This window comes from Micromonospora sp. NPDC049903, assembly GCF_044460945.1.
GTDB lineage: Bacteria > Actinomycetota > Actinomycetes > Mycobacteriales > Micromonosporaceae > Micromonospora.
Map to the genome: position 1 here is coordinate 612,440 of NZ_JBITKL010000001.1, position 13,339 is coordinate 625,778.

A 13,339-nucleotide genomic window follows, 5' to 3' on the forward strand; every position below is an offset into this window, starting at 1 on the left:
CACCACCGTCACCAGAGCATCCGCCGGCAGATGCGGCACGACGTCGGCAAGACGCGACAGCGCGTTCCCGGCTCGACCCAACTCCACCACGACGGTGGGGCGGGATTGGTGCACCAGCCGTGGGGAGAAGTCCTGCCGCTCGGCCGACGCCGGCCACAGGTGGCTCCCGGCCTCGCTTCTCTCGACCTGATAGCCGGCGAGTGACGGCACCTCGGCAGCAGCGACCTCCCGCCAGTCCCGCACCGAGCCGCCGGTCGAGAAGTCCAGAGCCGCGCGGTACGCCGGCCCTTCCAGCCCGAGCCGGACCAGCAGAATACCCAGTTCGAAGTGACGTGCCGTCCGGCCGACCAGCCGCGCTGTCAGCAGCTGGCGCACGGGTGCACTGAACTGCCCCATTCCCAGGGCCTTGATCACCTGGGTTTCGGTCCGTCTGCGCAGCAGCGCCGCGTCTCGGCGTACGTCATGGACGCGCCCATCCAGCTCCGAGTGGTGGTGCCACCAGAGGCGCAGTGCCAACGGATAGCGTGGATCACCGCGGTCGAGTGGCCGTGCCCACAGCGCCTCACGCACATCGGCGACCCCGGTGACCAGGTCCAGTGTCTCGGGGTCATTGCTGGCACCGGCGACAAGCCGCCCCATCAGCGCATACTGCTCGGCGTGGAGTCCCTCGTGCGCAAAGAACGCGAGCCGGTCGTCGACGGAGTCCGACTCCCCGACCTCCACCGCCCAGCCTGTCCCGTCGAACAGGGCTGAGGAGCCTGTCCCCGCCAGCTCGGTGACGACGGTGCTGGCTGCGGGAATGCCGTCGATGCCGGCGTTGAGGTGCCGGAAGAGCAGGTCGCTGGCCTCCTGCCAGGCACGGCGCTGCCCGCTCCCGCTGCCCAGGGCGCGGTAGTCGCTGCGGGCCAGACGCCGCAGCTCCGCCCAGTAGGCCGGGTTCGTCGCCCGCAGCAACCCGTAGTCCTCGATCATCCTGCTCGGCGTCCACCCCGCACTCCCGCGAGTGAGCGTCGTGCCGCGATCTCCCGCGAGACGGGTGAGCATGGCAGCGAGCGCACCGTCCAGAGCCGTCAACGTGGCTGCGGGTGAACCTTCCCGGTGCACCGCCAGGTTGGGGTTCGCCGCCGCCTGGCTCAGGATGACCTGACCGGTGTGCGGGTCCACCGTGACCAGCCATCCGGCCACGACGGTGCTTCCGGGGAACTGCCCCAGGACGTCGGGCGCCGTCGGCGGTGCCGCTGCCGTGGCCGGGCTTCCCCACACGTCGATACCGCCGGACGCCACGACGGCGTACACCATCTCGCCGTCTGCGGGCATCCGGTGCAACCGGTCGACGCCGAAGCCCACCAGCCCGTTCGCCATGCCCGCAGTGCCGCCGAACACCGGCTGGACACCACCCGGGTCGCCGTGGCGAGTCACGCGCTGCTGCAGGCCGGTGGTGAAGGCAAGCTCCGGCGGAATCGGTACGGAGGCCCAGAGCGGTCTCGTCTCCCAGTCCGGCCGCCGGCTCTCGACATACCGGTCGGGCAAGGTCCGCCGCAGGTTCTGCTCGGTGTAACCGGCAGGCACCACGATGGCGGGAGTACTCGGTGTCGCACCGGGCACGGCCGTCCTAGCCGCCGACGATGATCCCGGCCTGCTCCGCCGAGCTGACGACGAACCCACCCGTCGCTGCGACGAGCCGGGCGCGCCGCCTAGGAGTCGGGGCGTCCACTCACCGTCGACCAGGCGAAGGTCACCGGTGATCTCGCCTGTCTCCGGGTGGGTGCTGTGCACCCCCGCCTCATCGACGAACACCGGGACCCGCAGCCAATCGAGCCGGCCGTCCGATGCCGAGATCCGCACGCTGGCGTGGCTGGTCAGGCCCGATGCCGTCGCCGTCACCTGCCCGTCGCCCACGAGCCTGGTCAACTCGGCGATCCGACTGTGCCGATGGTGGATGTCGGCCTGGATGTTCCACTCACGGGTGGACAGATCGGCTATCCGCCGGATCGCGTCGGCCATTCGGACCTGGTCCTGGCCCGCCCGGTCACGCTCCCGCTTCGCTTCTTCCAGGCGCGACCGCAGTCTGCGCAACTCCTCCGCCCGCGCCATCAGCTCGCGCCGCATTCCGGCGAGATGGGCCGACCCCACGGCCACCTGTGGCGTCGTCTCGGGACGAATCACCGGCTCCGCGAGCATCAGGTTCAAACGCTCCATGCGGAACCGACCGAGCCGCACCCGATCATCAAGCCGAGCCAGGCCGGTCCGCAGCCCGTCGGCGTCCACCAACTCGGACGTCACCGGCACCAGCAGCAGGGGAAGGGGATCTGGTCCCCACTGCCTCGGCAGGCGTTCCCGGACCGCCACGGCGGTCATCGCCAGGGCCGCGACGCCGGCAGGTACCGGCATCTGCGCCGGCATGAGATCCGTGTTCGCCGCGTATCCCACGACGATATGGCCGGGAACCGCGGACACCTCGTGCTGCTCGGTCGGTGGCCCCAGCCACCAGGTCTCCTCGCCGGAGTCGAGTCGCCGGGGCGACAGCGCCGGGCTCTCCCGCCACTGACGGTCGTCGTCGAAGGCGGCGGCCAGCTCGGCCATGGTCAGGCTCACGGCGGTCCCCTCCGAGGGCCGCGCTTCGACCAGTTCGAAGAGCCGTAGGAGACCGGTGACGTCACCGTGATCGTCCGAGTTGTGGCCGACCGCCTGTAGCAGATACCGGACCGCGAGATCGCCGGCCGGCATGGGAACGCCGGGGGCCGTGTCGAGCAGTGCCCTGAGCAGTCGCTGCGCCTGGCGTAGACGTGGCTCGGTCACCCCACCGACGCCGTACGCCATGGCGGTGACGTAGCCGACCGTCAGCAACTCCGACCGGGTCACGCTGAGCCGGTCGGTCAACTCGTCGATCGCGACGACAAGCTGTTCGGGCATCACCTCCGCCGGCCGGGCGTCCACTGCACCGATCAGGGCGTACGTCAGCAGATGCCGGTCGAGACCGACGTCTCCTGCCGACGCGTCGATCCGCGGCTCGTTGCGGTCGATGTCCGCGCCGAAGATCAGCGAGGGCAACCGGTCCGTCCAGCCCGGTGCGTTCGGCTCCGGCTCGATCGAGAGCCCGGGCAACGGAGGTGCCTCGACGACAGGTCGGTGAACCTGGAGAAGGCGTGGATCCGACGCGGCGTTCGGCACTCCGGTGAGGTAGTCGACCAGTGCGTTCGCAACCTGGACCACACCCCACGGGGTGTCGCGACCCGGGACCCCGACGACCAGGCGGGGTACCCCGGCCGCAGCATCGGCTGGGACCGGTTGCGCCTGCGGCGATTCGTCCGCCGGGCGAACAAAAAGGTTGTCACCGACCGGGACCGCCTGCCACCCCAAGACGTCGAACGTCCCACCACCGAGGCTGGACATCTGTGGTAGCCCGGAGCCCACGATCTCGGGAGCTTGTGGAACACGATGCACGGTGAAATAGGCTGCGAAGGGGATCATCGACACGTCGTGCCAGGGTGAGTGACCGACGAAGTGTTCGATCAGCCGATCATCGCCGGCGGGGGGAGTGGCCGTAGCAGCGCCGACGGCCAGCACCTGGTCGTCGGCGAGGAGTCCGGCCAGCTCGACGGCCTCCTCCGGGCTCAGCCGATGCGGTGTCACCAGGACCACCATCGCCGACGAGGGAAGCACCTCCGCCGCTTGCGACAGGACCGACGCGGCGTTTCCGGTATCGCCCACCTCGACGACGATCTGCGGGCGCGCCGGATGAACGAGTCGGGCCTGGTCCTCCAGCCGCTCGACGTGTTCCGGCCACAGGTGGGCACCGGCCGCGTTCGTCTCGGCCCGGTATCCGGGCAGGCGCGGCGCCTCAGGGTGGACCCGTTGCCAGTCACGGACGGACCCTCCCGTGGTGAAGGCCCGCTCCACCACGTACGCCGGGATCTCCATCGGACGCGCCAGAGCGCGCACGGTCCGCTCCAGCCACAGGCGATACGAACGAGTCAGGTCGGCGGCGAGGCGGTCCCGCACCACCGGGTTGAACCCGGCATCGGCCGTTGCCAACCTTTGCTTGGCCCTGCTGAGAGCAGCGGAGGCGGAGTTCCGCGCCATGAAGATGGTGCCGCCCTCGCGGTCCACCACCTTCTTGTCCCACAGAGTACGGATGGCCGCGTCGTAACGCGGGTCCTCCACCGGAAGGGGATGCCTCCACAGCGACCCGGCGATGCTGGGCTGCGACACCATGGCCCGAAGAACGGCGAAGTCGTTCGTGGACCGCGCAACCGCTCCGAACATGACCAGATGCTGCTCGACGTGAAAGGACTCGTGAATGAACGTGGTCAGCCGTTGGTCGAGCGGACCTCTCCGACCGACATGCATGATCCAGCTATTCGGATCGAAGGACCCCTGGCCGTCGATGTCGAGGAGCAGCACTTCGATTCTCGGAGCACGGAGCCGTTCGGCGAAGCGGTCGGCGAGTTCCTGCCATGCCCCCTGTTGTCGAATCACGTCGACTTCGTCGGAGAAGGCTGCGACGTTGTCCCGGACCTGGCCACGCACCTCCGCCCAGTAGTCCGGATCCATCGACCAGAAAGACCGATAGTTCGCCGGCCGGACCGGATCGTCCTGTCCTCGGCCCAGCGCTACGCCCTGCTGGGCCACCATCACGTGAAGGAGTTCGACGATCTCGGCGTCCAGCCGGTCGACGTCGGGGAGTCCGACCGTCGCACCGGTCTCGTCACGGACATCGACCAACGGGTTGGGCCGTACCGGCCCCAAGCGGACCGCACCGGACGCGTCGACGGACACCCGCCACGCGGCGAGCACGTTGTTACCCGTTACCTGACCCAGCACCTCGGGTACCGATGGGGAAACCGCCGCCAAGGCCGGGCTCGCCGATACGTCAATACCGCCCTGAGCAAGGGCGGCATAAATGACGTCGCCGTCCAGCGGGATCCGGGGAAGTCGCCCCACTCCGAATCCCACCAGCCCGTTGGCCATTCCGGCGGACCCGTCGAGCACGGGCCGCAGCACGTGCACACCAGCGTGGTCCTCGGTCGTCCTCGCCTCCAGACCGATCGTGAAGGCCACCTCGGGCGGTAGTGCGACGACGGCGAACAGCGGGGTGGCTGTCCAGTCCGACCGATGGCTTGGCCGGTACTGCTGCGGCATGCCATCCAACAACCTGCGCAGCGTCGTCCCCGAGGCGCTGGCGGCGGGACTGGCATCGACCGGTCCGGCTGTCGCGGAAGGGCCGACCGGGGATCCCCACGCCGGGGCCAGGCCAGGACCACCGCCACGCAACGGGCGCAACCACTCCCCCCGGTCCAGGTGGAACTCACCGGTCAGGGCACCCGTGTCCGGGTGTCTGCTACGCACGCCCGCCTCGTCGACGCGCACTGGGATTCGGACGTATCCGGCGCGCCCCTCCACCGCCTGCCGCACCCAGACGTGGCTGTGCAGGACGCCGTCCGGCGTCTCCTCGATCGGCTCATGCTTAGTGATCTTGGTCAGCTCGGCGATTCGCGTCCGCTGACGATCGACCTCGGCAGCGATCTCCCACTCCCGTGCGGCCAGGTCGGCAGTCCCGGAGGAGGCAGCCGGTTCCTCGGCGTCCCGGCCATGGTCTATGGCAGTCGTTGCGGAGCGCAACTCCCAGAGCTCGGTGCCTGTTTCGATGAACGTGCGCCGCATCTCGGCCAGGCGCGCCTCCAGCTCTGCGGAGCGCTGTCCGACCACCGGCGGATGATCCGCCCACTCTTCGCCAGTCTCGCCGGACACGGCAGGTGCGAGCGGGGTGTCGTCGTCCACGCGGACCGGTCGGCCATCCGTGCCGACCGGCAGCGCGGTGGTGGTGGCATCGCGTAGCGCCACCATCCGCCAGTCGTCGGTGAGCCGGGTGACGATCGGCGCTCCGTCCGACTCCGGCGACCCGATCCAGAGCACGTCCTCGCCGTCCGGCAGCAGCCACGCCACCGTCGGCCCGCCGTTGGGTGCCAGGAACGACACCAGCGCGGCCGAGTCCGGGTTGTTGCGCAGGGCATCGAGGAGCACGTCGGCGGCGATCGGCTCCGTGGTGCCGCCGACCAGATCCGGCAGGTCCGAGGCGGCGACCGGCAGCACCTTCCGGGCCAGGGTCTCCGCGTCGGCCTCGTTGCCCGTCCGGGCCAGGTGCACGGCAGCGGCCAGACTCCCGGGCGGAATCGTGTCCCGCAGCGCCCGTTGGATCTCCGCCAGGTCCGCCAACAGGGCGTCGACCCGCGGGCGGCCCGGCTTCTCCCCGGCCCTGATCCGTCCGTACGCGCTCTGCAGCGCTGCCCGCCCGGCCACGTGTGACCACGGCAGCACCCGTACCGACGTGGCGTCGTCCCACGACGCCTCCCGGCCGCGCGCGTCCACCGGTACCAGTTGCGGTGCACGGGCCTCGCCCACCGGCACCTGCACCTGGAGGCGGTAAAGGTCGGCGAGGTTACCGAGGCCCTCCGGGTCGTCCGGGAGCGGCTGCCCCCCGGTGGCCCAGCGGTCGAGGTCCCACGGCACCAGCACCAGCGCGTCGGGGAACGGCTGTCCACGCAGGTAGTCCAGGCCGACTGCGGAGCGCGGCGTCTCCTCGATCAGGTGGATCAGCGTGCCATCGTCCGGCGCCGGGGTGGCGACCGCGACCGCCTGGGCGACCAGGTGCGCCGTCTGGGTCATCGCGCCGGTGAGCACGAATCGACCCGGAACGGCCATGATCTCCTTGCAACCGTCGCCGCCGGGCACCCGATACCTCGCCTTGTCGCCACTTCATACGGGTCGCCGCCACTGCGTCACGCCGCACCCGTCGTACACGATGGCACCCCGAAGCGGGATGCCCGAAAGTCCCCATTCGGGCCGTGGTCTCGTCCCCACGGAGTCAGAAGATGTTGCGACCCACCTCGACCATGTGTCGGAAGGCGCCGAGCACGCCCAGCGCCAACGGCACCATGAGCAGACTGGTGATCACGCCGAACACCTCGGCCCGGCTGCGGCGACGTGCCGAGGGGTGCACCATCGGCCCGTCCCTCGGCGGCTCGGGGGACGAGGGGCGCAGCAGGCTCAGCGCCACCCCGGCTCCGGCGACGCCGAGCCCGGCCAGCACCAACACGACCAGGGTCGCGCCGGGACCCGCGCCGAACATCCCGACGACCGCGAGGATCAGGCTGAAGCAGCCGACCAGCGCGGCGATGCCGAGTAGGAGCAGTTCGGCGGAGAACGCCACGAGCCGACAGCGGGCCATCAACGCGATGCTCGCCACGGCGGTCAACGCGACCGCCCAGCCGCCGCCGTTCCAGGCCAGCACCGGGAGCGCTGCGGCCAACGCCAACGCCGGGCCGACGAGCACCACCGAGAGCAGGCGGTGGGAACGGTCGACCAGGCCGACCGTGACCGGCAGGGCGGCCGTCTGGTCGGGTGGTCGGCGTTGTCCCCACGACGCCACGGTGGCGGCGATCCGCCGGGCCACCGCGATGATCCCCATCGCTGTCACGGTGACCACCGCGGCGGCACCGGCGCGGTCGGTGTCCAGCGCCCGGATCAGGGACACCAGCGCCAAGCCGACGGTCAGGTGCAACTGCACCACGACCAACGCGGCCGTCGGAATGACCACCAGCGCCATCAGCGCGGCCAGGCAGGCGCCGAACACCGCGCCGTCCCAGCGGTACGCCGACACGCCCAGCACCCGGGTCACCAGCATGCCGGCCGCCGCCAGGCACGGCACCGAGGTCAACGCGACCGCCATCCGCAGCCAGTCCGGCACCACCTCGCGGTGCTGGGTGAGGCTCCACGCTCCGGCGAGCAGCCCCAACCCGGCCAGGACGAGCCCGGCGGCGCTGCCGGCGCCCCCCTCGAACCGGAGTCCCGCCGTGATCGCGGCCACCGTCGTCCACAACAGACCCAGGCTGAGGACGATCGTCCCGCCCCGGAGCCGCTGCTGGCGATGCCGGTGGGTCTCGTCGGCGACGAGTTCCTCGATCTCCTCCACCAGCGGCGCGTCGTTCGGCTCCTGGGCCGCGTCGCGGAGATACAGCACCTGGCCGTCGACCACGCCGACGTCGAGCAGGGTGGCGTCCAGCGGCAACGGCGGGTGACCGGCCGGCGCCAGGGACCAGGCCGGCGGGAGCACGTCGGCCCGGTCCTGGCCGCACATCTCGGCCAGGCGGGCGGAGTACTCGCCGACCGGCGCCCCGGAGGGCACCGACACGTCCAGTCGGCGGCGGGTGCCCACCACCGTGATCCGGCTCCGTTCGCCGCTCATCGGTCCTCCCTGCACCCGAGCCGTGTCATCCGGCCACCTCCAGGTCGTCGACGTGCAGGTCGTCGGCCTCCAGGGTGCTCAGCTCGGCGGTGCTGGGCGCGTCCATCTCGGCGATCCGGGCGGCGTGCCGCTCGGTCATCATCTGGAAGACCTTGCGGGCGAACCGGCCGTTGCCGAAGCCCTCGCCCCGATGGATGCCGTCGAAGTAGGTCAGCAGCGCGGCGCGGCCGCCCTCCGCGACGTGGTACTGGTGCCGGCTCGCCTGCTTCTCGACGATCTGGACCAGTTCCACCGACGAGTAGTCCGCGAAGGTCAGCGTGCGGGAGAAGCGGGAGGAGAGGCCCGGGTTGGCCGCGACGAACTGCCGCATCTCGTCCGGGTAGCCGGCGACGATCACCACCACCTCGTCGCGGTGGTCCTCCATCAGCTTCACCAGCGTCGAGATCGCCTCCTGGCCGAAGTCGGTGCCACCGCCGGTCGGCACCAGGGCGTACGCCTCGTCGATGAAGAGCACCCCGCCGAGAGCCTTGCGGAAGGCCGCCTGGGTCTTCGGCGCGGTGTGGCCCACGTACTCGCCGACCAGCGTGCCCCGGTCCACCTCGATCAGGTGTCCGCGTTCGAGCATGCCCAGCGCGGCGAGCAACTGCCCGTAGAGCCGGGCCACGGTGGTCTTGCCGGTGCCGGGGTTGCCGGCGAAGACCAGGTGCCGGGACATCGGCGGCGGCGCGAGACCGGCCTCCCGACGGCGCTTGACGGTCTGCACCAGCTTGACCATGGTGCCCACGTCCCGCTTGACCCGGGCCATCCCGACCAGGTCGTCGAGCTGGCCGAGCAGGTCGGCCAGTTCCGGCACCTTGCTCGTGGCACCGGCTCGGGGCGCGGCGGCGGGGCGGCGCGGACCGGGACCGGCCGGCACCGCGCGGGCGGCGACCGGCTCGGTCGGCAGGGTCGCCTCGGCGACGTCGGTGCTCCAGCACTCCTCGAAGGTCGCCCGACCCTGGTCGGTCTGGTCGACGTCGGCCGCCGCGTCGTGCACGTGGCAGCGCAGCAACGCCGGATCGGCGTCGACGCCGACGTGCACCGCCGGGTAGTCGGTCCGGGAGATGTCACAGTCGGTCAGGCTGCCGTGCGCGCCGTCGCCGACGTACACGCCGTTCTTGCGGCACTCCCGCACGGTCAGGCTGCGGATCATCGGCGCGGCGCCCTCCCAGAGCACCAGCCCGCTGCCGCCGATGTCGGTGATCTCGCACTCTTCGAGCGTCGGCGTGGCGTACGCGTCGACGAGCACCCCGGCCGCGCCGCAGGAGGCGATCCGGCAGTGCCGGGCCAGCAGCCCGGCGTGCGGGGCGACCTCGATGCCGGTCTGCTCGACGTCGCGGACCTCGCAGTCGGTCAGCAGCGGCCGGTGCGGGGTGTCCACGCGTACGCCGGCCCGGGAGTCGCTGACGGTCAACCCGCGCAACTCGGCGTCGGCACCGCCGTCGATCTGCACTCCGCCGAGACCGGCGCCGGTGATGGTGCCGCCCTCCACCCGCAGCAGGGCGCGGTCGGAGGCGCGTACCCCGAACTCGGGTGTGTCGGCGATCGTGCACTCGACCAGCGCGGCACTGGCCGTGCCGGTGAGGTGCACCGCGCTGTACTCGGAGCGCCGTACCTCGCAGCCGTGCATCAGGATCCGCCCGTCGTCGGCGGCGTAGAGCCCGTTGGCGGCCGAGTCGGCGAAGGCGCCGTCGGTGAGGCGTACCTCGGCGCGTTCCCGCACAGCGAGCGCGGTCTGACCGGACTGATTGATCCGACTGCCGGCCATCGAGAGGCGGCTGTCGCCACCGGCCAGCACGCCCGGACCTCGGGCGGCGTCCACGGTCGACTCGTCCAGGTGCAGGTGGCCGTACCCGGCGAGGAGCACCCCGGCGGAGGCCGCGCGACTGATCGTGCACCGCCGGACCAGCACCCCGCCGGTCTCGCCGGTCTCCCCCGCGCCCGGCGTTCCGGCCTGTTCGGGCCGTAGCGGCGGCCACCAGTCCGGCCCGAACGTCGCGCTGCCGCTGATCCGGATGCCCTCGGCGGCCAGGTCGTGCAGTTGGCAGTCGGTCAGCCGGGCCTGGGCGCCGCCGCTGACCTCGACGCCCACGCCGCCGCTGGGCCCGATCTCGCACCGGGTGAGCGTCAGCGTGGCGTTCTCGGCCACCAGCGCGCCACCTCCGACGCCACCCATCCGGCTGTCGGCCAGGGTGACCTGGGCGCTGCCGGCGGCCTCGACCGCGGCGCCCCCGGTCTCCGTCACCTCGACCGACGTGCCCTCCACCGTCGCCTGGTCGGCGACGATGAGTCCGGGAGCCGCCCCGGTACGCATGATGGCGCAGTGCCGTAGCGTCGCTGACGCATCGCCGCTGACCTGGACCGCGCCCCCGGTGACCGTGGTCGACTCCAACGCGAGCCGACCGGTGGCGGCGACCACCACGGCACCGGTGCCGCTCAGCACGAACCCACGGATCGTGGCCGACCCGGACCGTACGGCGAGCGCCGGACCGTGCGGCGCGACCAGTTCGACCGCGCCGCCGTCGTTCTCGGCCACCAGCGTCACCGACTTGTCGACGGTCAACGACTCGCGGTACACGCCGGCCACCACCGAGACCACTCCGCCGTCGCGGGCCGCCCGGATCGCCGAGGAGATGGTGCGGTGCCGACTCCAGGGGCGGGTGGAGACCCGTTCGATCCGGCCGGACGGCGCGCTGGCCGGGGCGGAGACCGCGGGCTGCCCCGTCACTGGGCGATCACCTCAACCGCTGTGCATCGGAGTGGTCGGCCGGACGGGTCGCGGGCGGGTCGAACTCCGGTTCGGAATCCTTGCGGTCGTCGGAGCGGAGCACGGTACGCAGCCGGAACACCGACAGCACCGTCACGGCCACCAGCACCAACCCGATGAGCACGAAGATGAGTACCTGGCCGCCGCTGGTCGACGATCCGCTGTCACCGGCGGGCGGGCCGTTCGGCGCGGCCACCCCGCCGTCGTTCTCCAGCGCCGCGTTGACCGAGGTGAACGGGTCGATGACGCCGTCACCGTAGGAGGCGGGGTCCTCCGGGGTGTCGGCGGTCCGGCTGGCCGTGTTCCGGATCCGTTCGGTCACCTGACCGGCCGACAGGTTCGGGTACGCGGACCGCACCAGGGCGGCCTGGCCGGCCGCGTAGGCCACCGCGTACTGGGTGCCGCTGCCGACGAAGTCACCCGCACCGCCGATGCCCAGGCTGGCCACGTCCACGCCGGGCGCGACCACGTCCACCCCACCGGCGCGGTAACTGGCCGCCATCTTGCCGTCGCCGCCGATGCCGCCGACCCGCAACATGCCCTGGTTCGGCAGGCCCGACTCCGGGTCGCTCGACTCCAGGTCGGCGGCGGAGACCACCACGATGTCGTGCTTGACGGCGGTGGCGATCGCCTCGGCGACCGCCGGGACGTTCGGGTCCACGTACGACCCGAGCGCGATCACGGTGGCACCGGCGGCCACCGCCACCTCGATACCGGCCGCCTGGTCCGCCGGCTGCGCCTCGGCCTTGGTGGTGACCACCCGGACCGGCATCACGGTCGCCTCCGGAGCCACTCCCGTCACCTTGCCCTTGGAGCCGGACTGCGCAATGGCGATACCGGCCATCGCGGTGCCGGTGCCGAGGCAGTCGACGTCGCCCCGGCCGCTGCCGGCCACCACGTCCATGCCCTGGGTGACCCGGCCGCGCAGTTCGGACAGGCTGCCGTCCACGCCGGAGTCCACGATCGCGATCATCTGACCCTCGCCCCGGCTACGGGACCACGCCCGCTCCGGTGACATGCGCCGCTCCGCCCAGTCCGCGCCTCCCTTGTCGCCGCGCGCCGCAGTGCCGCACTTGGCACCTCCCGAGCCGGGCTTCTTGGTGCCGCTCGGACTCGGGGTAGGGGTGGGGCTGGGGATGGAGGGTCGGGGCAGCGGGTTGGCCGCAGGTGGTGCGGCGGACGCCCCGGGCGACGGTGGACGGGGGGTCGGCGACGTCGGGGACGGCAGCGAGCCGCGTTCGACGCCGTTACCGACCGCGTCCCACGGCAGCACCAGGTGCCAGCCGGCGCGCAGTTGACTCGGGTCGGTGAGGGCGCCGCCGCCCGGCTGGGCCCGGCCGACGTTCAGGTTGAAGATCTCCTCGGCCCGGTCCCGGGCGCCGAGGAAACGCTCGGCGATGTCGCGCAGGCCCTCCGGCTTGCCCGCGTACGCGGACTCCACCGTGTAGTACTTGACGTACGGTGCCGCCTGGGCGCGGGCCGGGAGGACGGGCAGCGCGGCCAGCAGCACGCCGAGCACCACCACCACGTACCGTCCCACCCGTGACGGGTACCGGCTGACCAACATCTCCCTCGCCCCCTCGTCGTGCCCGTCCCGGTGCGGACTCACGACTCCACGACGGTCCCGCTCGCCGCGACGTTCAGCCGTCGCGTCGGGAGTTTCCGTTCAGGCCGCCAGTGCGCCGGGCCCGCCGATGATGCCCCGGGCGGCCCGCAGCGCATAGAACGACCGCGACCGGACGGTCCCCTCCGGGATGCCGATCCGGGCCGCCGCCTCGGCCACCGACACGTCGCCGTAGTAGAGCTCGACCAGCACCGCCCGGTGCTCCGGAGTGAGCTTGCGCAGCACGTCGGCCAGGGCGGCCCGGTCGAGCAGGCCGTCGAACTCGTCGTCCGGCGAGTGGGCCCAGCTCACGTCCATCCCGTAGACCTCCGTCGGCCGGGCGGCCCGCGCCCGGGCCACGTCGATCGAGAGGTTCCGCGCCACGATGAACAGCCACCGGCGGATGGTGGCGTCGTCGGCGGGCAGTTCGCCCAACCGGGACCAGGCCCGCAGCATGGTCTCCTGCAACAGGTCCTCGGCGAGCTGGCCCTGTCCCCGGGTCAGTCGGAGAAGGTAGTAGTACAACGGTTGGGCGTTGTCCGCGAAGACGCGACGCATCCGGTGATCGAGGTCGGCATCCGCCTCGACCCGCTCCTGCACACCCACGTTGGCACCCATCGTTGCAGCCCTCCCCAGGACCGGACCTTTCCCCAGCACCGCTCAGACGGGACGCTAGTGATCCGGG

The 13,339-nt window shown here is 71.8% G+C and carries 5 protein-coding genes (1 of these 5 only partly in view); all 5 read right to left on the reverse strand.

Annotated elements, in window-relative coordinates; genetic code table 11:
* A protein-coding gene (locus tag ACIBO1_RS02770; RefSeq protein WP_396740918.1) for a hypothetical protein crosses the window boundary here: on the reverse strand, nucleotides 1-6,702 show its start. 24,693 nt of this gene lie to the left of the window's left edge; 6,702 of the gene's 31,395 nt are visible here — the first part of the coding sequence; it begins with the start codon at nucleotides 6,700-6,702; its stop codon lies off the left edge, out of view.
* 163 nt (nucleotides 6,703-6,865) lie between these two features.
* Nucleotides 6,866-8,245, reverse strand: a complete 1,380-nt coding sequence (locus tag ACIBO1_RS02775) for an EsaB/YukD family protein (protein ID WP_396740920.1) — start codon at nucleotides 8,243-8,245, stop codon at nucleotides 6,866-6,868.
* 25 nt (nucleotides 8,246-8,270) lie between these two features.
* A complete protein-coding gene (locus ACIBO1_RS02780; protein WP_396740921.1) occupies nucleotides 8,271-11,012 on the reverse strand; it encodes a right-handed parallel beta-helix repeat-containing protein in 2,742 nt (913 codons plus the stop codon).
* A 7-nt stretch (nucleotides 11,013-11,019) separates the two neighbouring features.
* Nucleotides 11,020-12,660, reverse strand: coding sequence for a S8 family serine peptidase (locus ACIBO1_RS02785; RefSeq protein WP_396740923.1), 1,641 nt, complete (start codon nucleotides 12,658-12,660; stop codon nucleotides 11,020-11,022).
* A gap of 57 nt (nucleotides 12,661-12,717) precedes the next feature.
* Nucleotides 12,718-13,272 (reverse strand): sigma-70 family RNA polymerase sigma factor, encoded by a 555-nt coding sequence (locus ACIBO1_RS02790; protein ID WP_396740925.1) that lies wholly within the window; start codon nucleotides 13,270-13,272, stop codon nucleotides 12,718-12,720.
* Between the last annotated feature and the right edge of the window lie 67 nt (nucleotides 13,273-13,339).

What these genes read in the sequence shown, in the direction of transcription:
- ACIBO1_RS02775 (WP_396740920.1), bottom strand. Translation starts at nt 8,245, where the DNA reads ATGAGCGGCGAACGGAGCCGGATCACGGTGGTGGGCACCCGCCGCCGA.
- ACIBO1_RS02790 (WP_396740925.1), bottom strand. Translation starts at nt 13,272, where the DNA reads ATGGGTGCCAACGTGGGTGTGCAGGAGCGGGTCGAGGCGGATGCCGAC.